The sequence below is a fragment of the Pseudalkalibacillus berkeleyi genome (assembly GCF_021608225.1).
Classification (GTDB): Bacteria; Bacillota; Bacilli; order Bacillales; family Fictibacillaceae; genus Pseudalkalibacillus; species Pseudalkalibacillus berkeleyi.
Genome location: NZ_JAKIJS010000001.1, coordinates 1,729,106 through 1,751,826, shown reverse-complemented (window position 1 = coordinate 1,751,826; position 22,721 = coordinate 1,729,106). Strand labels below are relative to the sequence as shown.

Genomic DNA, 22,721 nt, shown 5'->3' with positions numbered 1-22,721 from the left:
TGTACGTTCTACTTTATTAATGCAAAAAGGGCTTGTTCGCTTATGGTCATATATGGATTTTTATAGATGATTAGGACTTGCAACCAACACCTTCGACTTAATAGGACATACAACTATAAGGAGTGAATATAAAGGAGGAGGAAAAGTGACTTTTCCAAATGATAATGAATATACATCGATACCATTAGGATCGGGATTTTATTTCGATGTGACAGGAGATGAATCGCCTACATCAGTAGACCTCGTAGGTAACCAGTCGAATCCATCCTTTTCAATGGCATATGATGGGACGAATGTCTATTTTCGATTACGATTACAAGCTGACCCAAGGAACAACCAAAAAACGGGCTTCCGAAATTTTGCGTGGGGGGTTCTATTCAATACAGGCGGGGCACCTGGCACCTACCAATGGATGTTATCGGTTGACGGAAATAGTGGCCGACTCAATTTAATAGAAAATACAATTCAAGAGGTTAACTCATGGAACGACCCAGCGGAAGGTACCAATGGTAGAGGTGCTCCCAATTATTCAAAACCGATTATTAATTTCGATATTGCTAGAGTGATACCTGCTAATACACGATTTGGTAACAATGATAATGTGTTTTTAGACTTCTTCATTCCAGCTAGTGTTCTATTCGACTTTCTGGGTATTAATGTAGATACACCTTTGCAGTTGATTTCATTTACTTCTACGAACTCTAATAATTACAATAAAGACTCTTTGCGTACGAGTGAAGGATTTCAATTTTCAAATGCTTTTTCAGATCCCATTTCTCCAGATGATACAGATGTTAGAGCGAAACTCGATTTAAGAAAAATCATCTTAAGCGGCCCTACATCCGTTTCTGCAGGTACGGAAGCAGAATATACAGCTCGATTGATCGTTGAAAATACGGGGAAAAGCAAAGCAACGACTGTAAGTCTGAAGGATGTTATTTCATTCGATATTCTCAACACATTTTCAATTATAAGTTCCTCAATAGGTCACCCAACATTCAACCAACAAACGAAAACGCTAAGTTGGGAGATTGGGAAACTAGCACCAGGTGCAACTGCTGTCTTAGATTTTGAAATGAGTGGATTTTTTAACACAGCAGGTGAAAGAACTTTAGAAACTGCCACTGTTAATGGAACGGACGGTGAAACTGGGAAAGCATTACGCCCTGACACAGTAATAACTAATGTGAATGTTGTTGCTAACGGTGGAGTTGTTGGGATTGTAAAAGATCATACAACTGGATTCCCTCTATCAGATGTCAATGTTGAGTTGAAAGATGGAGCAACAACCATAGCGACGACAACAACCAATTTAAATGGAGAATACAGTCTTACTGGCATAGCGCCAGGAACCTATACGATCGAATATTCCAAGATAGATTACATTACAAATATACAATCTGTTACGATTTTATCAGGTGAAATTACTAGGAAAGATGCCTTTTTGACAGAGTTGCCAGGAAGTATCAATGGTACAGTTACGAACTCTGGTGGCGGAGCAATTAATAATGCCACTGTAAGATTAGTTGATACAGCTGGAAATGTTGTAGCTGACACGACCACAGATCCTACTGGAGCATATTCGTTTCCATCTGTAAGACCCGGGCAGTATTCTATTACGGTAACGGCTACAAACTTTCAATCAGCTACAAAAGGTGTAAAAGTAGAAGCGAATGATGCCTCAACGGTTAACTTCGTCCTAGAGCCAAATCCGGGTACAGTTCAAGGTGTTGTAACTTCAGAAGGTTCGCTCATTAGTGGCGCACTTGTAGAAATATTGAATACTGCAGATTCAGTGGTCACCCAAACGACAACAAATGCTTCAGGGGAGTATGTCGTGGATGATCTTGCTCCAGGTGATTATAAACTGAGAGTCAGTAAAGAACTCTTCATGACAGAAGTACTTGGATTTAATTTATCGGCGGGAGAGACAGAAACACTTAATGTCGAATTGAAACCTAATCCTGGTACATTAACTGGTAAAGTTACAGATTCTGAGACAGGTGATCCACTACCCAATACAACAGTACAAGTAACGAATGGAAATGGAGTCACGGTTGGTACGACGATAACAGATGCAAGTGGGGACTACACGTTCACAAGATTAGCGCCTGGTTCTTATACTGTCACATTCATCGCGGAAGGTTATGGATCTAAAAATATTGGCACAAAAATTGAACCCAATCAAACGACGACCTTGAATGTAGCATTGGATCAACTTGTAGGTGCGATTTCCGGTACAGTAACAGACACAGGTTCAAATCCTATATCTGGTGCATTGGTAGAAATTTTCTCAAATAATATACTCATCGCATCAACCTCAACAGGTGGCAATGGAAGCTATACGATCAACAACCTAACACCTGGAGCCTACACAGTAAGTGTTTCTAAAGAGAATTTTGGAACGGAAACCGTTGGCGCATCGGTACTAGCGAATGAAATCACCACTGCCAATGTCACTTTAACCCCTAACCCAGGTATCTTGACTGGTACAGTAAGTACTTCATCAGGCGATCCCATTCAAGGTGCGGTCATCACAATTAAGGACCTAAGGACAGGTGCGAATATCATTCAAGTTGTGACGAATAATCAAGGGAATTATACAGCGCTTGGATTAGCTCCTGGAGACTATTCAGTTCTCGCACAAGCTGAGGATTTTCAGAGTCAACGAAAAGGTGCAATCATCCAATCTGGACAGACCACGATAACGGACTTCACATTAGTTGCAAATCCAGCCAGTGTCACAGGAACAATTATTAATGCTGATACAGGGTTACCAATAACTGACACAATGATTGAGGTCAAAATTGTTGATTCATTTGGAAATGTCGTGACGTCGACATTTACAGATTTAAACGGTCAGTATGAAGTGAACAATCTTGAGCCAGGAACGTATGGAATCCTTGCCAGTGCACCAGATTTTCAAACGAACTCAGCAACTGCAAAGCTATTACCCGGCGAAGTGACTGAGGTCAATGTCACATTGACTCCAGAACCTGGGGCAATTATAGGGACGATTACCGATACGAGCGGGAACGCACTACCGAATGTTTCCATCACTATTGTCGATGATACTGGCTTCATAGTAGGCACTGTTTTGACAGATACGAATGGAAATTACGAGTTCAATGGTTTAGCTCCAGGGAACTATACGGTCACATCAATCGCTGAAGGGTTTCAATCACGTTCTACAGGTGCGATCGTTCAATCAAATGAAACAACAGTCGTTGATCAAAGCTTGGTAAGCAATCCTGGTACAATCTCAGGATCGATCACGCCAGTCGTTAATGATACTTTAGTTACTTTAAGTACATCTGACGGTATTCCGATTGCTTCAACGCTTGCAGATACAAATGGGGATTTCCAATTTAATAACCTACAACCAGGCCAATATATTCTGACTGCTTCAGCACCGAATTATCAGACTTCAACCGTTGGAGCTTCAGTTGTATCGGATGAAACAACATCTGTAACACTTGAAATGGAACCTAATCCAGCGGAAGTTAGCGGTGTTGTTACTGATCCTTCAGGCATACCGGTGACGAACGCGACAATCCAAATAATAGATATGAATGGTACGATTTTGAATACGGGTGGAACGGATCAAAATGGTCAATATGTATTAAGCAACCTCCCTCCTGGATCATTTTCCATTGTCGTTAATGCGCAAGATTTCTCTACGGCAACAGGGGGTGTCACACTAGAACCAGGTGAAACAGTTACGGATGCAAACTTCGTCCTCCTACCTGATCCTGGTGCAATTGTGGGGACTATAATCGATACAGACGGGGATCCGATTTCAGGTGCTACCATCATCATACGTAATGCGGATAACCTCCAGATCAGATCGACGACAACGAATGAATTCGGTGAATACCTTGTTGAAGGAATTGCGCCGGCATCTTATACAGTTGTCGCTACAGCTCCAGATTTCTCAACAAACTTTGTAGGTGTAATGGTAGTAAGTAACCTTAGTTCTGTAGCTAACATCACTCTGACGAGTACGATTGGAGATATTGCCGGAATAGTTGTTGATGAAAATGGAGATCCGATAACCGGTGATAATATAGGGATTAAATTATTTGATGAAAGTGGAGCGCTTCTCCAAACACTTGTTGCGAGTAATGATGGGACATTCTCAATTCTAGGACTACAACCTGGTCAATATTTGATTAATGCTACGGCTACCAATTTTGCTGCAAATTCAGTAAATGCTACTGTTATCGCGAATGAAACAGAAACGGTTACGATCCCACTCTCGTTACTTCCGGGCACGATTACTGGTAGAGTTTTTAACACATCTACTTCAGATGGTATAAACGGAGCCGTTCTTACATTCACTACTGCGGAAGGAATTCCAATTACAACAACAATTTCAGGTATAAATGGTGAGTATGAGGCGAATAACATACCTCCTGGAACAGTGAACATTAGTGCCGTTGCGGATGATTTTGGAGCAAATGCTGTTACAGCAGTTGTTGGACCTAACGAAACAACCACTGCGAATATTGGATTAACCGAAAGTTTAGGTTTCCTCACAGGTTTTATTTCAGATATAGACACAGGGAATGCGATTTCTGGGGCGGTCATTCTAATTGATAAAAATGGCGCTCAAATTGCAACGATTACTTCTGATGGTTCTGGACAGTTTCTAACCCAAGGGTTAAGCCCAGGCGATTACACAGCGGTTGTAGCAGCTGATAATTATACGTCTAGGACGGCGAGCTTTACGATTTTACCAAATGAAACGACAACCCTTAGTTTTGCACTCTCTCCTGAGCCTGGAATCGTTCAAGGTCGAATTACGAATTTCAATACGGGTGACCCGATTATAGGAGCCACAATTGCGGTCCGTTCGCTGTCCCCAAGTGGTCCGATTGTTGCGACAACATTAACAGACTCAAATGGTGAATACACCGTAGCGACATTAGCTCCTGGTACGTATACGATTGTAGCTTCAGCCGATCGGTTTGGAGCTGCAGAGGCGACAACCATTGTAGAATCGAATCAAACGGAGACAGTAGATGTTAAATTGGTACCAAATCCAGGTACGATTGAAGGTACAATTTCTAACTCAAATACAGGCACACCATTATCAGGAATACTAATAGAAATCTTTAACGTAGATGGGATTTTGGTGTTTTCTACAAATACAGATGCAAATGGTTTCTATCAATTTACCGGACTCGCCCCATTGCAGTTCAGAATAGTCACCAGCAATTCTGAATTCCAAACGCAAGAGGTTGGTGTATTGGTTGTCTCTGATGAAACGACGATTGTAAACTTCGGCTTAGAACCTAATCCTGGTTCAATATCCGGAACGATAACGGACGCCGAAACGGCAACAAGACTCGTTGGAGCAGAGGTCCTTGTATTTTCAGCACAGGATATTGTGCCCATTGCAATGGCGTTAACGGACGGATTAGGAGAGTATACAATTACAGGACTTGTACCTGGTACGTATACGATTGTAGTGAACGCAGTTGGGTACACTGAAAATTCTACTGGTAGTACGGTATTAGCAAACCAAACAACGACCACAAATCTTTCCTTGATAAGTGAATCATCAGGTGTTTCTGGGACTGTCCTGGGAACTGATGGAACTCCATTCAAGAATGCGGTTATTAAGATCATTGATAGTAATGGTGTAGTAATCGGAACAAGTGCAGTGAACGCAGAAGGATTTTATTCGATTGGAAATCTACGCCCAGGAACGTATTCAATTCGTGTAGCCGCACCAGATGTTGCATCCCAATCATCAGGGGTCACTTTAGTTGCAAATGAAATAAAGGTGGTAAATTTCGTACTTCGGGTAAGCCCTGGAACAATTTTCGGTAAAGTAACCGATCGGGAGACAGGTGATCCAATAGTAGGTGCTAATGTTAACATCCTAGATACGAATGGATTGGTAATTGCGACGACAGCGACGAATACGTTAGGCAACTATTTTGTCGACCGATTGGCAGCTGGGAGCTATACGGTATCTGTCACGAAAAATGAATATGCCAAACAAACAGCAGGAGGAATTGTTAAAACTGGTGAATTGACCAATGTCAATATCACTTTATCAAGATCTGCTGGTTCAGTATTCGGTATCCTTAGGGACGAAGAAGGTAACAGACTTCAAGGTTTAGTAATTGGCGTAAGGTTACTTGACCAGCAGGGATTGCTCTTACAATCCACTATCGCTTCGCCACAAAGCGAGTTCAGTTTCTTGAGTTTGAGTCCTGGTCAATATCTCATCAGTATAAGTGCTGAAGGATTCCAATCAAAAGTAGTTCCCGTTACTGTTGTTGGTGGAGGTACGGAGGAATTGGACATTACCCTTTTCCGAGAATCGGGCAACTTGATTGGTCAGGTCATTAATATGGACACATTGGTAGGAATTGCGGGAGCTTCAATCAATATAAAAGACGCGGCCAACAAATTATTAACCACGAGTATTTCGAACGAGGATGGTCGTTTCAATGTCGACAACCTTCCAACGGGAACCTTATCTGTAATGGTTTCGAGAGAAGGATTCGGAACAAAGTCAGTAACCATCATGGTTGAACCGAATGAAACTGTTGAACGGGTTATTCGGTTAACACCAAATCCTGGAAGTATTGAAGGAGTAATTACGGATCAGGAAACTGGAGAACCGATTTCCGATGCCGTGGTGCAAGTACTTGGAGGAGATGAATCTACACTTGTAACTGTACTTTCGCAAGCAGATGGTCGTTATTTAGTAATGGATTTAGGTCCTGGTGTATATGAACTGGCAAGCAGTCATCCTGATTATGGAACAAAGATTGCTGGGGCAATTGTAACCAGTGATGAAAGAACCACTTTAAACTTTGAATTAACACCTGTCACAGGTAGTTTGAGCGGTATTGTAACCAACCAAGTGACAGGGGAAGCTGTTTCGGGGGCTATCGTTCAGTTAAGGTGGTTAAGTCCAGATGGAGAACTGCTAGCTTCCACTATAACGAACAATAATGGTGAATATTTGTTCGAAGGATTGACGCCTGCAATCTATACGGTTTTAGCTTATGGAGGTGGTTTGGGGAGTGATCAAGCATCGATTCAAATTTTCCCTAACCAAACTACAGTACAAAACCTCGGGCTATTTCCACTTCCGTCTAGTGTAAAGGGTCAAGTGACAGATGCTGTAACTGGGTTAGGGATTAGAAACGTGGTCGTAAGGCTTATTGCATCAAGTGGAACGATTCTTCAACGAACACAAACAGATACATCTGGAAAGTATATGTTCCAAGGATTTGATCCAGGTGAGTATACTGTTACGGTTAAAAGTGAAACGTATCAATCTGATGCGAAAAACTTTACAGCGGAACCTCTTCAAACTGAAATTGTTAACTTTGCATTAACTAGAGATACGGGATCAGTAAATGGACGTGTGAAAGACGGAAGAACAGATAAGTTTGTCTCTGGTGTATCGATCATCGTTACGGATGAAAATGGTGTGATCACAGCCAATACGCTTACTGATGAAACAGGTAATTATTTGATCACAAGCCTTGCTCCAGGAACCTATTCAATCCGGGCACTTGCTTTGGGGTGTGATTCAGAAGCTAAGGAATTAAGGATTATAGCAGGAGAATCGACAACCATTAATTTCTTGTTGACCAGTGATCCATCCACTGTCCGTGGGAATGTAACCGATACAAAAGGAAATCCTCTAAATGACGTTAGTGTGAGGGTATACAATGCAGACGGATTACTTTTGAACCTTGGCGTCACAAGTAGAGAGGGTGAATATGTAATTGGTTCTATACCTGGGGAGACTCTAACCTTCATTGCATCACTACCAGGGTTTAAGCCAGATGTAAAAGTAGTGGACGTACCACCAAACAGCAACTTAACAATAAACTTTGTTCTAGGGGTCATTGATCCAGCTACTCTTGAAGGAACTGTATTTGATGCTAACTCAGGTGATGCAATCAGTGGTGCAACGATAGCGCTAAGAAGAAACAATGAGATAGTAGCAGAGGGTACAACTAATCCGGATGGACGTTACTCCATCACTGGGTTGGCTGAAGGTGAGTATACGGTTCTCGTTTCTGCAACAGGATATGAAACGGTTGTGGATCCGATTTTCTTAAATCAAGGTGAAACATTAACAAGGGATTATGCTCTAGATGGAAATGGACCAACGCCTGTGGGACCAAATCAATATATATTAATCGATTGTAAAACAGGTGAACCAATATCAATCAATGGAGGTACAAAAGCAACGATCTTCACTTTACTTTGTGAAGATGAGAAAACATGTTGTGCTACCTTCTCTTACAAAAATAGATCAAATGAAACAAAAATACTTTTAGTCGATATGAAATGCTATAAATTAGTCCCAGTAAGTTAATGCATGTTAAATCAGTCAAAACCAAGTATCATTGTTTTACAAGTAGCTGTCTAAAGGTCGTCACTAACCTTCTGGACAGCTACTTTTTTATTTGTAACAGAAATTTCTTGCTGATGTGGTGAATCTATTTGTTGGTGTGTATAGGCTTTGCTCAATTTGATCTCACTTTGTCGGACGAGTATTTGATGATGATCTAAATACTTATGGAATAGTGAGAAGGCTTTAAGGAAAACTAGAATTGAGTAAAGGGGAGACAAATGATGAATGCATTGAAAAAGATGATCGGAAACATTGAAATAACGAAAGACCTCTTAATGCTTTTAATCATAGGTGGACTATATGCACTCAGCATAGCTTTGTCTAATACCTTTGTTAATGTGTTTCTATGGAAACAATCGGGTAAATTCATCGATATTGCCATTTACAATCTGTCTATCGTGATCTTTCAACCGATAACCTTTATTATTGCAGGTCGATTAGCGAAAAGAATTGATCGCGTTATCGTGCTTAGGCTTGGCGTAATCAGTTTAGCGGTCTTTTATCTGACCGTATTGTTACTTGGCGTTCATGCAGAACAATTTTTAATTTTACTTGGAGCACTGCTGGGCATCGGTATGGGGTTTTACTGGCTTGCGTTTAATGTGTTGACCTTTGAAATTACTGAGCCTGATACGAGAGATTTTTTTAACGGATTTCTTGGGTTATTAACCTCATTTGCCGGGATGGTAGGACCATTTTTAGCTGGTTGGATCATAACAAGAATGGATAAGTTGGTCGGTTATAAGACCATCTTTGCAATCTCACTAACGTTATTCTTTGCAGCTGTGATCATGAGCTTTATGCTAAATCGTAGATCTGCTGAAGGGGTTTATTCTTTTGTAAGAATTATAAAAGAACGAAAGCGAAATGCAAATTGGAAAGGTATTTTGTATGCCCATTATTTTCAAGGACTTAGGGAAGGAACCTTTTTATTTGTTATCGTCGTTTGGGTATTTATCACGACTAATAGTGAATTGGCATTAGGAACGTTTGGATTGATTAATTCTGCCGTTTCGTTTTTAGCCTATTATGTTGCAACGAGATTTATTAAGTCAGAGCACAGAAAAAAAGCAATATTATTTGGTGGCATCATTTTGTACGCTGCATTAAGTTTAATTCTTTTCGAACTAACCTTTGCGAAGCTCATTACTTATGGTGTGATCATCTCAATCGCATACCCAATACTTCTCGTTCCTTACGTTTCGTTAACGTATGATGTGATTGGTCGTAGTTGGAAAGCAAGGGAAATGCGGATAGAGTATATTGTTGTTAGAGAATTGTATTTAAACTATGGGAGAATAACTTCGATCTGTTTATTCATTATTGCCATCACAATTTTTGATGAAAAGACAAGTATTCCATATTTACTACCGATTGTTGGGATTGGGCATTCTTTAATTTATTTCTGTGTACGGAAAATAAAATTTGAAAACAAGGATGAAAACAACGAGTTAATACTTTCGAACGAAAACGGATCAAATGTATAACTTAGACTTTTTTTTGATATATGAATACGATACAATATAAAAGCAATTTATGCTTATACAGGCACCTATTTGGGTGTCTATTCTACATATTTTTGGGGAGATGTATACATGGTCGAGAGAAACAGAAAGAAGACACATGTTCCTTTACGCTTGAACATCCTGTTTTTAGCGGTTTTTTTATTGTTTACAACCTTAATTTTAAGGTTAGGTGTCGTTCAAATTGTTCATGGAACATCCTTTCAAGCAGAAGCAGAACGGACTGAAAATATAACGGCTAAACTTGATGCGCCTCGTGGTAAAATGTTCGACACCCATGGGAGAGTAGTGGTGGATAATGAACCTGTATTTTCCGTAACATTTACTCGGACTAATAATACAAAACAAGAAGAGATTTATGATATTGCGAAGAAACTATCAAAGTATATCGAAAAGGACACAGATCAACTTACGGAAAGAGAAACGAAGGATTTCTACCTCTCGTATAAAGTGAATGCTCAAAAAATATACAAGAAATTACTCACACAAAAGGAATTAGAGACGCTGAGCGATAAGGAACAATACAACCTGGTCATCGATCGTTTGGATGCTGAAGATATTAACTTGTCTGAAGAAGAGGAAGAGATAGCAGCGATTTGGCGTGAAATGATAAGAGGATACGCATTAACACCTCAACGTGTGAAAATTGGAGCTACCTCTAAAGAAATAGCTGTGATCAGTGAGAATCTTGATGAATTCAATGGAACCATTGATATTAAGCCCGATGCTCGACGTACATACCCGTATAAGGATACCCTGCAATCCATCTTTGGGAAAGTCGGTCAAATCCCGAAGGAATTGATTAGTGGATATGTACTCGAAGGTAGAGACCGTAATGATTTAGTTGGTACGAGTTTCCTTGAAGAACAATATGAGTCCGTATTACGAGGAACGAAAACAAAAATCAATTATGTTACCGATAAGTCTGGTAATCCTGTCGGAAAGCCTGAAGAATTAAAAGGTAGTCGAGGTAAGGATATTGTTCTAACGATTGATATGGAGCTTCAGAAGAGAGTGGAAGAAATTGTTGAGCGACAAATATTAGATGCTAGAAGAGAGTATACAGAAAATAATCAACTGAAAAGCTCTTATGTCGTAATGATGAACCCGAAAACGGGCGAAATATATTCAATGGTCGGCAAAAAATTAGAGGGTGGAAAATTTAAAGATGCACCTTTTGGAAATGTCTATAATCAATATCCGATGGGTTCAACTGTTAAAGCAGCAACCGTTTTAACAGGTTTTCAAACAGGCGTCATTGAACCAGGTACAGTGCTTTACGATACGCCACTCAAATTACCAGGAACTAAAATTAAGAAATCTTATAAAAACATGGGTTATGTAAACGATATTGAAGCCCTTCAAAAGTCGTCAAACGTTTATATGTTCCGGATCGCTATGATGATGGCAGGATATGACTACAGTGAGAAGAAAGGTTTCACCAAACCTCAACAGGCTTTTGAAACGATGCGTTATTACTTCAACCAATTTGGATTAGGTGTGCCGACTGGTATTGACTTACCTTATGAAGATGATGGATACAATGGGGGAGTCAAAGCGCTTGGTAACCTAATGGATATGGGTATTGGACAATTTGATACGTATACACCGATGCAAATGGTGCAGTACATTTCTACGATCGCCAACAACGGATACCGTATGCAACCTCATTTAATGAAAGAAATTAGAAGTCCAAGTGCGCGTGCAGAGAATCCCGGAGAAAGTATTTATACATTTGAGCCAAAAGTATTGAATCGAATTGATATGAAGCAAGAGTGGATTGACCGAGTAAAACAAGGACTTTGGTCTGTAATGAATACGAAAGAAGGAACTGCAAGTTACTACTTCCGAAATACAGAGGGATATACGGCAGCTGGGAAAACAGGAACAGCCCAATATGATGGTGATTCTTATATTTTGACATTGGTTGGATATGCACCTTCTGACAATCCGGAAGTTGCATTCGCGGTTGTAAGCCCATATGCAGAGGAAGGTGGCATAAACAATAAAATTGGTCGTGAAATCTTGGATGCATACTTTGATATTAAGAAAGAAGGGCATCAAGAAAACCTATTAGACCAACCCAATCAAAAAAATGAAAAAGAACGTGAAAATAACAATAAAGAAGAAAGATGATATAACTAATAACAAAACCAAGTAGAGTTCTTCTACTTGGTTTTTTTTGTGCTTTATTAAGTTGAAAATGAGATGAAATTCATAAGCTCTACAACGTTAGGGGCTTGCGGTTCGCCCGCAAACAGGGAATGAATTTCAAGTAGTTCATTCCTTATTAAAGCAAAAATGACATAGAGCTTCCAGAAAATCAACTCTATGTGGCATTATAGACAGTTTTAGTGCTGGTTTTGAAGAAAATAGGGGTTTATTTGCATTTAAAACTTTCATCTTTACAAAACCTTAACAATCCATTTATACACACTTAATAACTAATCGATAAGATGTGCATTGTAAGGGCAATTGCCCAATTGAAATGGAGAGATATCATACGGCTCTATTTCTTACCCAACTACAAAAAAACAGGGGGATTTCGTAATGAAAGCATTCAAAAAGAGTTCACTATTCCTTGTACTCGCTGCACTACTAGTTGTAGCTTCAGCTTGTGGTAATGGAAATGGAGAAGGCGGAACAGGTGCAGAAGGTGGAGAGGGTCAAACAAGTGGAAGTGTTAAGATCGACGGATCATCTACTGTATTCCCAATCATGGAAGCTGTTTCAGAAGAGTTCAATGCTGAAAATCCTAACATTAAAGCGCCTGTAGGTGTTTCAGGATCTGGCGGTGGATTCGAGAAGTTTACAAAAGGTGAAACAGACCTTAGTAACGCAAGCCGTCCGATTAAAGAAGAAGAGAAGAAGCTTGCAGAAGACAATGGTATCGAATTTACGGAACTAACACTTGCTTATGACGGTCTTTCTGTAGTTGTAAATAAAGAAAACGATTTTGTAGATAAATTAACTGTAGAAGAACTAAACAAAATCTTCAAACGTGGTAGTGAAGTGAAAACTTGGGCAGATGTTCGAGAAAGTTGGCCTGAGGAAGAAATTCAAGTATTCGCTCCTGGTACAGATTCAGGTACGTTTGACTATTTTAATGAAGAAATTTTGCATGAAAAAGGAATCCGTAAAGACGCTCAGCTTTCTGAGAACGATAACGTTCTAGTTCAAGGTGTTACTGGATCTAAAGGTGGAATTTCGTTCTTTGGCTATGCATACTACCTTGAAAACAAAGATAACTTAAAAGTCGTTCCAATTGAAAACGAAGAAGGTAAAGCAGTTAAACCAACTGCTGATACGATTCAGTCAGGTGAATACAACCCACTTTCTCGTCCACTTTTCACATACGTTAAACATGAATCAATCAAGAACAACGATGCAGTATATGACTATGTGAAATTCGCACTTGAAAACTCTGGATCATATGCGAAAGAAGTTGGATATGTAGCTTTACCGAAAGAAAAATATGAAGAGCAACTGAAGAAAATGAAAGAAGTTGCAGGTAAATAACTGAGAGAGATTAGTTGATTTGTTTTACAAAATTGGGATGGGTGAGATCCTTCAATGATCTCAACTTATCCCGTTTTGTTGTGATGTGAGGGAGGCAAACAATATGGGATTGTCAAATAAAGAAAATCGTTCTGTGAGTGAAATGATCCGACATAACAAACGTAAAGGTTCTAGCACTCAAATTATTGAAAAACTTGTGCCATATTTTTTATTGTTCTGTGGTATCATTTCGATTTTAACAACTATAGGGATTGTTTTTACATTGCTTGTAGAAACATTCACTTTCTTCAATAGAGTGCCATTTATAGAATTCATTACGAGTAAGGAATGGCTACCATTCTATACAGGCGAAGATGCAAGTTATGGGATTTGGCCTCTAGTTGCTGGAACGTTATTGATTACAGGGATTGCGATGATTGTAGCTGTTCCAATTGGGATAGGCTCTGCGATTTACTTAAGTGAATATGCATCCCAAAGAACGAGGCAAATCATTAAACCAGTCCTTGAAGTATTAGCAGGAATACCAACAATCGTATACGGATTCTTTGCACTAACTTTCGTTACACCTATTCTCAGAACTTTTATAGACGGAGTAATGATTTACAACGCACTTAGTGCTGGACTTGTTGTAGGGATCATGATCATTCCGATGATTGCATCACTTTCTGAGGATGCAATGAACTCAGTACCAAACTCGATTCGAGATGGTGCATACGCGATGGGTGCTACAAAGTTTGAAGTTGCAACTAAAATTGTTTTACCAGCAGCGATGTCAGGAATTATCGCATCTGTTGTATTAGGAATCTCTAGAGCAATCGGTGAAACGATGATTGTCGCAGTAGCAGCGGGTTCATCGCCTAAAGCAACGTTAGATCCTACTGAATCCATTCAAACGATGACAGCTTATATCGTTCAAGTCAGTCTAGGTGATGCTGGATATGGAACAACCATTTATTACAGTATTTATGCAGTAGGGATGACCTTGTTCGTCTTTACACTTATTATGAATTTACTTGCTCAATATATCTCAAAACGTTTCAGGGAGGTTTACTAAGATGAAGTTAATCAATCAAGAAACCGTCGAAAAGAAAATGACCTCCCGACTCATTATGAACAATGTACAGCGAGCGATTCTGTTAATGGCTACATTATTTGGACTTGTCGTATTAGGGATTTTGATTTATCGAATCGTCACACAAGGGATCGGTTACATTACTCCGGAATTTTTCATGAATTTCGCCTCTCGATTCCCTGAAAAGGCTGGAATTAAAGCAGCGATCGTCGGGACTTTATGGGTCATGGCTGTAACAGCACCCGTATCCTTTATCCTAGGGGTAGGAACGGCGATTTATTTAGAAGAATATGCACCAAAAAATAAATTTACGAAACTCATTCAAATCAACATTTCAAATTTAGCAGGTGTTCCTTCTATCGTATTTGGTTTGCTAGGTCTTACGATATTTGTTCGGTTACTTGAAATGGGCAGAAGTGTGTTAGCTGGTGGATATACGTTAAGCTTGTTAATTTTACCTGTTATAGTAGTAGCCGCTCAAGAAGCGATTCGATCTGTTCCACAAGAGTTGAGGGACGCATCCTTTGCGATGGGAGCTACCAAGTGGCAGACAATCAGAAGAGTTGTACTACCGGCTGCAGTTCCAGGTATTTTAACGGGATCTATTTTAGCCTTTTCGCGTGCGATTGGTGAAACAGCACCTCTTATCATGATTGGTGCGTTAACTTTTATCGCATTCTTACCTGAGAGTGTTTATTCAGGATTTACGGTTATGCCGATTCAAATTTATAACTGGGTGTCCCGACCACAAGCAGAATTCCAAGAACTCGCAGCATCAGGTATTCTCGTGTTACTTGTCATGCTAATTATTTTAAACTCAATCGCAGTCATAATAAGAAACAAATTTCAGAAGCGATACTAATTTAGCGCGTTGATGATAAATTGAGGAGGTTTCTTTAATGAAAACAGTAGTCGATGAGCGCAAAAGTGCTCCAGTAAATAAAGTGGAAAACGAAGCGAAAGAACCTGCAAAGACAGTGTATGGTGTAGACCAGCTGAACCTTTGGTACGGTGAAGATCATGCACTAAAAGATGTCAATCTTCAGATTCCTGAAAAACAAGTAACAGCGATCATTGGACCATCAGGGTGCGGAAAATCAACATTCATAAAAACGTTAAACCGTATGGTAGAAACGATTCCGATTGTAAAAGTATCAGGAGCGATCAGTTACAAAGAGCGAAATATTTTTGAACCGAAATATAAAGTGGAAGAATTAAGAACACAAGTAGGGATGGTTTTCCAAAAACCGAATCCGTTTCCTAAATCGATCTATGAAAACATTGCCTATGGACCAAGAATTCATGGGATCCGAGATAAAAAAACACTCGACCAAATTGTAGAGAAAAGCTTGAAAGGAGCAGCAATTTGGGATGAGGTTAAGGATCGATTGAATGAAAATGCATACGGTCTTTCAGGTGGACAACAGCAACGAATTTGTATTGCACGTTGTCTCGCAATTGAACCTGATGTCATCTTAATGGATGAGCCTACTTCTGCATTGGACCCTATTTCGACGTTGAAAGTAGAGGAACTCGTACAGGATTTAAAGAAAGAATACAGTATCATCATCGTAACGCATAACATGCAACAAGCAGCCCGCATTTCAGATAAGACAGCATTCTTTTTAAATGGTGAGGTCGTTGAATTCTCTGATACGGACAAGCTGTTCTCAAACCCAGAAGATAAGAGAACAGAAGACTATATTACTGGACGTTTCGGATAAGGGAGGGAATAGAATGGTTGTAAGAGAAAGTTTTCAAACCCAGCTTGATGAGTTAAGAGATATGTTGGTTGACTTAGGTCGCCAAGCGGAAAGTGCACTAGATGACGCGATCGATTCATTGAAAACGCAAGATGTAGATAAAGCACTCCGCATTATTGACAATGATTTTCGTATAAACAATTTAGAGGAAGAAATTAACGACAAAGCGATTTTGCTGATTGCGAAACAAGCGCCTGTAGCAAGTGATTTGCGCAGAATTATCGTTGCCATCAAGATCTCCTCTGATGTTGAACGTATCGCAGACTTTGCTGTTAACATTGCTAAATCTGTCATTCGGATCGGTAAAGAGCCTCTGATTAAAGAATTAGTGGATATACCTGAGCTCGCTGAATCAGCTAAGACGATGTTGGTAGAAGCAATCCAAGCATACAATGATGAGGATATTGTACTCGCTAAAAAAATGGCAGATCGTGATGATCTTGTCGATGAAAAATATGGTCAGTTGATTCAGGAGTTACTCGGCAGTATGAAGGACTATCCAGACTCAACGAACCAAATCATACAATTAAGCTTCATCTGTCGCTATATTGAACGTGCAGCAGACCATGCAACAAATATCGGTGAAAACATCGTATACCTTGTCAAAGGCAAACACTATGACTTAAACGAATAGAAAAATAGCGAGGGAACTGAGGATGCAAATCAGTTCCCTTTTTTATAATAATGAAAAGAGCAACCAATTTGGCTGCTCTTTTTTTATGGTTTATGGTGACGTGATAATCTTGGCAATTTCTGCGAGCGTCATTTTGTTATTGACCTTATAATTGCCGAATCTTACTTTAGATTCTAAGTTATTTGAACGGAGGTAGCTCAGGAGATCATCGCTATTTTTAATAATCTTCTTACTCTCTAAATAGTCTGTAACCTGTCCAGTGGATGTCCCTTTTGATATAACCACAGTTGTTTCAATTACTTTTTCTTCTTTAGGCTGTTCTGTTTTTTCATCATTCTTTTTAGAATCAGCTTGTTTGTCTTGGTCTGCTTTTAACTGATCAAGCTCGTTCTGGCCTACAGCTACCAAACCTTCATTTTCTAAGAAGTGGTTCACTTCTTCATATGTAATAGATTTTGAATTTGCAGCATCCGCTTCATTACTTTGGTCATCTGCCCCTTGGTAATAGACCAATGCAAGTACCCCTGCAGCAACGATCAGGCCTGCTCCAAAACCCCTTAACCCGCTATTAAACATGGTGATTACTCCTTTTATCGTATCTCTTTTCGATCAGTGATCATCATTTCTTCTTCTAGAACTTTGATCTTCTTATTGATCTGATATAATTCTTTCATTAATTGTATAGATACGTTCTCTAATTGCGTTTCGATCTGTTGTGTTTTATTTTGCTTGAAGAATGAAAGAACGATCAATGCTATGCCCGCTATCAATAACGTAATAATTGTAAATTCCATTATGCTCCTCCTTAATAGTTTTCCTATTCTTTTATATCACAGTCTATGTCGTCATGATAGTATTTTGGGCAAATTTGAAACGTTCTTCCTATTAAAATTCGACATTTTTTGCCGATTGAACAATCTCCTTTAAAATAGTGGTAAAATATATGCAAAATCATGTGTGTTCTGTTGAGGTTACATCTTGATTATTCCGTGCGAATTTGATATTATACAAAGGTGTCATTTCGACTAAAGAAATTATTCATTATTGTTAAGCGATCGGTCATCCAACAGGGGTGATTCTTTCGTACGCTTAAACATCGTAGATAGTTTGGAGGGAAACGATATGCGCGTACAAGTTACATTAGCTTGCACAGAAACTGGTGACCGTAATTACATCACTTCTAAGAACAAACGTACAAATCCAGATCGCATGGAGCTTAAGAAATATAGCCCAAGATTGAAGCGTCACACACTACATCGTGAGACGAAGTAAAACAGTAGGACATCTCCTGCTGTTTTTTTCTTTTTCTTAACGCTCTATGCTCCCCTAAAAATAGAATCACTGGATTTGAGGGAAAGATAAGCGCTCTATCCTCCCCGAAAAAGAGAATCACTGGATTTGAGGGAAAGATAAGCGCTCTATCCTCTCTCAAAATAGGAAAACCGCCGTTATGAGGTTAAGATAAGTGATCTATCCTCTCCCAAAATAGGAAAACCGCCGTTATAAGGTTAAGATAAGTGATCTATCCTCTCCCAAAATAGGAAAACCGCCGTTATGAGGTTAAGATAAGTGATCTATCCTCTCCCAAAATAGGAAAACCGCCGTTATGAGGATAAGATAAAGGCTCTATCCTCTCCCAAAATAGGAAAACCGCCGTTATGAGGTTAAGATAAGGGCTCTATCCTCTCTCAAAATAGGAAAACCGCCGTTATGAGGTTAAGATAAGGGCTCTATCCTCTCTCAAAATAGGAAAAACCCCGATATGAGGATAAGATTAAGCTAAATATCTGTAGGATGAGTAAAAACAATCTTCTTGATTTACGTTTGAACTCTAATCTCATAATACGTTGATGGTCCACACTTCACTTGTTTGAAGTTCTTATTTAAAAGTTTCCGAATGGTGATTTTAGACACTGTTTTACCACTCCATTGGTGTATTTCGTCAGTAGTAATTTTCTTGTCTGGAAAAAGAAGTTGGTGATCTGCAATCGTTCTTAATATAGCGGGCTCGTAATGTTCAGTGCCGCCACAACTGCCACACACTAATATAGTTTTTGTAAGTTCTCTATACATTTGGTGACAACTTGGACAGATGGTTCCTTTTTGAAGCTCATTATAATGATATTTAGGTGAGCGGGAGTTGGGATTCTTATCGAGGTGCAGAGATAAGAGATGTTTGGCAATTTTTTTCATTTTGTCATTAATAAATGAACGGTCTTTTTTCAAAATTGCTCTGTATCGAATTAACTGGTTTGGAAAAATAATTGGTGGTTCAATTGGTGCTTGATAGAGTTGGAAGAGGGGATTCATAAAAATTAGTTGGGGTTCAATCTGCAGCTTTAGTCCAGATTCATTTAAGAGTCCTCGTAACAATACAGTATTTCGGTGTAATTGATGTAGGGGATTGTTGATTACTTTACCTTTCATCGAATACCATTCACTACCATTAATATAATAGTCGCCTTCGAAATTTTTCACTTCAAAGAGTATGATATTTTCAGTAGTAAGCAGGAGAGAATCAATTTGAAAAATAGAATTGTTATACTCCAGTAACAAGTCATTCAAAACAATTTTTCCACTTATTAATGGTGATAGCCATTCATCAAACTTACATTCTCCTTCATATCCTTTTTCTGCGTTTATATACTTATTCTTATCTTTATTTGAAAGCAACTTACGGTAGTTTAGAGCACGTAATATTTGCAATTCCTCGGGCACTGTTCTTACTTTCATGAGCAATAACCATCTCCCCTTACCATCTTTTTACATAATCATAAATTGAATAAAGCTCGACCGCAAGACATTTATGTTAAAATCGTTATACATAGGTTGTAACGGAAGGTGATAGTATGAAGGAATTAAAGAAGAAAATGCGAATGGATATACAAAAAAAGCTATCTAATCTGTCTGATGGAACCCGCGATCAAGAATCCGTACAAATTAGAGAGCAGCTGTTTCAAACTGATGACTGGAAAAAATCCGATACAATTGGAGTGACCGTCTCTAGAGGCAACGAAATAAATACATATCCGATTATTGAGAAGGCTTGGGAAGAAGGGAAAACAGTCGTTGTCCCGAAATGTCATGCGAAGGATTTTTCAATGGATTTTCGTAAAATTGATTCATTTGAGCAGCTTGAAGTCGTCTATTTTGGACTTAAAGAACCGGTCGTTGAAAAAACCGAGCTCATCACACCAGATGAAATCGATCTCCTTATCGTACCAGGTCTCCTTTTTGATGAAGAAGGTTTCCGAATTGGATTTGGGGGCGGTTTTTACGACAGATATTTAGAGCGTTATACGGGCACAACAGTCTCTTTACTACACCCGGTTCAACTCAATAATGATATCCCGAGAGAGTCATTTGATAAACCTGTAGATTATCTCATTCTACCTAAAAAAGTACATGCAACGGAAGCAAGAATATGAACTTGAATAAGGTCGGTATCATACTTGCTGGGGGCGAGTCTAGAAGGTATGGTACACCAAAAGCGCTAGAGAAGTTAAATGGCATCCCTTTTTATTTAAGAGCAGTTGACGTACTACGCCCTTTAGTAGAGAGGATTGTGATTGTTGCGCACCCGTCTATCGAAAATCAGTTAAATGAATTGGATGACCAGATTGACGTCATAACAGATGTGGTTGAATATAAAGGAATGGGTCCGCTAGCCGGCATTTATAGTGGGATAAAGTACTTGCCTGCTGCAGATTATTTTGTGCTTGCAAGTGATATGCCGATTATGAGGTCATCCGTTTTTCAGCAACAATATGCGGTGAAAAAGATGCTCACATCAGATTGTACAATCATTCCTTGTGTGGATGGACGAATTCAACCGTTAGCTGCTATATACTCTGCGTCAATTACTGAGTTGATCCCAAAGATACTGAAGTCTGATAAACGTAGGCTGACGGATTTGCTTCAACAAACGAACTGCGCTTATCTTCACTACACGTCTGAAGAACGAATGAGTTGCTTTAAGAATGTGAATACACCAGGAGATTATATTGAACTGACACGCTAACAGAAAGGTGTCAGTTTTTTTGTTTTTTAGTTAAAACTTCTTGACGAATGATTGATTTGATTTTATAGTAGATATACATTATTACTTAACCGCACAAAAGCACAAAAGCGTTGAAGCGAAATGAGTAGTCGATTTCTTCAAACATTAGAGACTTGGCGGCTGGTGGAAGCTAAGGAAGAGGTTAGACGAAATTACATTCGTGGAGCTTAATCGGTCACATACCTTTATCTATGTAGAGAAGATGCTGTTAAACACATCAAGCAGGGTGGTACCGCGATTCAATCGCCCCTGTGTTAGTGTTGACAGTTTTTTTTATGGATAAGCTAGAATATAAGAAAACAAAGGCAGGTTTAAAAAATGGCAGCAAAGAAACAACAGACGTTTTCATTGATATCATTTGTATTATTAATCGGCATCATATTGTATTCAATGTTGATATTGAAGACAGAACCACACATTCCGTTGCTCATATCACTAGTAGCCATTGCAATTTTGGCAAAAGCATTCGGCTATAAATGGGAGCGAATGGAGAAAGGCTTAATCGACGGTATTTCAATTGGAATAAAACCGGTTCTAATTCTGATGATCATCGGAATGTTGATAGGCACCTGGATGATGAGCGGGACCGTTCCTACCATGCTTTTTTACGGGACAAATGTGATTGATCCAAGCTGGTTTACGCTGAGCGCTTTAGTTCTCACGATCATTGTTTCCACGTTTACGGGAAGTTCATTTACGACAATTGGAACAGTAGGTGTAGCTTTGATGGGGCTCGCAACAAGTCTAGGTGTGCATCCAGGGCTTGCAGCTGGAGCAATTATTAGTGGAGCGTGTTTTGGGGACAAGATGTCTCCTCTATCGGATACGACAAACTTTGCCCCCGCTGTTGCTGGCGTTCCGCTTTTCAGTCATATAAAGCATTTGATGTGGACAACTGTTCCGGCTTTAATTATCACGATTTTCATATTTCTGATGATGGGCAGCGGAGTTAATGGAGACCAAGCACTTACTTCTATTCAATCCGTACAAACGCAACTACAAAGCGCCTTTAACATCAGTTTTTGGACGCTATTATCGCCACTCGTTGTGATTGGATTAGCAATTGTACGCTTTCCAACAATTCCTGCTTTAATCATAGGTGTCATAACAGGTGTTCTGACAATATGGGGTGTACAAGGCCAAGGTTCCATTAGTGCAATCTTTAATATGTTGCAAAATGGATTTGAATTAGAGACAGGAGAAGCGACTGTTGATAAAATCATTAACCGTGGTGGGATTCAATCAATGATGTGGTCCATTTCACTCATTTGGATTGCTCTTGCACTTGGTGGACTTGTTAGAGGTCTCGGCATGCTTGACTCCTTCGTCAATCTTATGAAAAATAAGATCCGTAGCAGAGGGAACACGATTGCAACAACTGCAATGTCAGCTATAGGTGTAAATGTGCTAACTGGAGAACAATATTTGTCGATCCTCATTCCAGGTCAAACTTTTAAACCACATTTCGAAAAACAGAACATTGATCCTCGGAATCTATCACGAACATTAGAGGATGCAGGTACACTAGTGAATCCGTTGATCCCGTGGGGAGTAAGTGGTGCTTTCTTCGCGTCGACGCTAGAAATCAGTGTGCTCGATTATATGCCATATGTCTTTTTCCTCTTCTTGTCACCGTTATTTACGATTTTATTTGGTTACTTAGGTGTTGGAGTTGGTAAGAAAAACAAGGCATTAGAAAACGAGTAATTATGAAAAATAGATGTAAAAAAGCTGTTTGGTTCATAACAT

15 protein-coding genes and 1 other annotated feature are annotated in these 22,721 nt (G+C 39.4%); of the genes, 12 read left to right on the top strand and 3 right to left on the bottom strand.

The genetic code is table 11. The annotated features are described in order from the left end of the window. Window positions 1-145 precede the first annotated feature (145 nt). From L2716_RS09305 to phoU, 8 genes are all read left to right on the top strand, one after another. Entirely contained in the window at window positions 146-8,362 is an 8,217-nt protein-coding gene (locus L2716_RS09305) for a carboxypeptidase regulatory-like domain-containing protein (RefSeq protein ID WP_236333935.1), read from the top strand. A 260-nt stretch (window positions 8,363-8,622) separates the two neighbouring features. Then, window positions 8,623-9,888 (top strand): MFS transporter, encoded by a 1,266-nt coding sequence (locus L2716_RS09300; RefSeq protein ID WP_236333933.1) that lies wholly within the window; start codon window positions 8,623-8,625, stop codon window positions 9,886-9,888. 108 nt (window positions 9,889-9,996) lie between these two features. Continuing rightward, window positions 9,997-12,060: a peptidoglycan D,D-transpeptidase FtsI family protein gene (locus L2716_RS09295; RefSeq protein WP_236333931.1), complete on the top strand. Its 2,064-nt coding sequence runs from the start codon at window positions 9,997-9,999 to the stop codon at window positions 12,058-12,060. Window positions 12,061-12,474: 414 nt separating this feature from the next. After that, window positions 12,475-13,443: a PstS family phosphate ABC transporter substrate-binding protein gene (locus tag L2716_RS09290; protein ID WP_236333929.1), complete on the top strand. Its 969-nt coding sequence runs from the start codon at window positions 12,475-12,477 to the stop codon at window positions 13,441-13,443. A 103-nt stretch (window positions 13,444-13,546) separates the two neighbouring features. Further along, window positions 13,547-14,497, top strand: a complete 951-nt coding sequence (gene pstC / locus L2716_RS09285) for a phosphate ABC transporter permease subunit PstC (RefSeq protein WP_236333927.1) — start codon at window positions 13,547-13,549, stop codon at window positions 14,495-14,497. A 1-nt stretch (window position 14,498) separates the two neighbouring features. Next, window positions 14,499-15,377 carry a phosphate ABC transporter permease PstA gene (pstA, locus tag L2716_RS09280; RefSeq protein ID WP_236333926.1) on the top strand — a complete coding sequence of 293 codons (879 nt, stop codon included), beginning with the start codon at window positions 14,499-14,501 and terminating at the stop codon, window positions 15,375-15,377. Window positions 15,378-15,414: 37 nt separating this feature from the next. Beyond that, window positions 15,415-16,239, top strand: a complete 825-nt coding sequence (gene pstB / locus L2716_RS09275) for a phosphate ABC transporter ATP-binding protein PstB (RefSeq protein ID WP_236333923.1) — start codon at window positions 15,415-15,417, stop codon at window positions 16,237-16,239. A gap of 13 nt (window positions 16,240-16,252) precedes the next feature. After that, the gene (gene phoU, locus L2716_RS09270; protein WP_236333921.1) at window positions 16,253-16,912 is read left to right on the top strand and encodes a phosphate signaling complex protein PhoU; all 660 of its coding nucleotides are present in this window, start codon (window positions 16,253-16,255) and stop codon (window positions 16,910-16,912) included. Between the two features lie 90 nt (window positions 16,913-17,002). Here phoU and L2716_RS09265 read toward each other — a convergent pair whose 3' ends face one another. Together L2716_RS09265 and L2716_RS09260 are read right to left on the bottom strand one after the other, a co-directional pair. Then, window positions 17,003-17,488 (bottom strand): hypothetical protein, encoded by a 486-nt coding sequence (locus L2716_RS09265; protein ID WP_236333919.1) that lies wholly within the window; start codon window positions 17,486-17,488, stop codon window positions 17,003-17,005. A gap of 14 nt (window positions 17,489-17,502) precedes the next feature. Next, the gene (locus L2716_RS09260) at window positions 17,503-17,706 is read right to left on the bottom strand and encodes a hypothetical protein (protein WP_236333917.1); all 204 of its coding nucleotides are present in this window, start codon (window positions 17,704-17,706) and stop codon (window positions 17,503-17,505) included. 328 nt (window positions 17,707-18,034) lie between these two features. Between L2716_RS09260 and rpmG the strand changes: the two genes are divergently transcribed. Continuing rightward, a complete protein-coding gene (gene rpmG, locus L2716_RS09255; RefSeq protein ID WP_221565576.1) occupies window positions 18,035-18,184 on the top strand; it encodes a 50S ribosomal protein L33 in 150 nt (49 codons plus the stop codon). Window positions 18,185-18,730: 546 nt separating this feature from the next. On the opposite strand, the gene L2716_RS09250 is transcribed toward rpmG, so the two are convergent. Beyond that, complete coding sequence (locus L2716_RS09250; protein ID WP_236333915.1) at window positions 18,731-19,645, bottom strand: nuclease-related domain-containing protein; 915 nt, start codon at window positions 19,643-19,645, stop codon at window positions 18,731-18,733. Window positions 19,646-19,761: 116 nt separating this feature from the next. On the opposite strand from L2716_RS09250, the gene L2716_RS09245 reads away from it, so the two are divergent. From L2716_RS09245 to nhaC, 3 genes are all read left to right on the top strand, one after another. Beyond that, on the top strand, window positions 19,762-20,340 hold the full coding sequence (locus L2716_RS09245; protein ID WP_236333913.1) for a 5-formyltetrahydrofolate cyclo-ligase: 579 nt from the start codon (window positions 19,762-19,764) through the stop codon (window positions 20,338-20,340). After that, window positions 20,337-20,933: a molybdenum cofactor guanylyltransferase gene (locus L2716_RS09240; RefSeq protein WP_236333911.1), complete on the top strand. Its 597-nt coding sequence runs from the start codon at window positions 20,337-20,339 to the stop codon at window positions 20,931-20,933. Before L2716_RS09245 ends, L2716_RS09240 begins: the two co-directional genes overlap by 4 nt. Window positions 20,934-21,034: 101 nt before the next feature. After that, window positions 21,035-21,226 (top strand) — a binding site (T-box leader). Window positions 21,227-21,290: 64 nt separating this feature from the next. Beyond that, window positions 21,291-22,679 (top strand): Na+/H+ antiporter NhaC, encoded by a 1,389-nt coding sequence (gene nhaC, locus L2716_RS09235; protein WP_236333909.1) that lies wholly within the window; start codon window positions 21,291-21,293, stop codon window positions 22,677-22,679. Window positions 22,680-22,721: the final 42 nt, after the last annotated feature.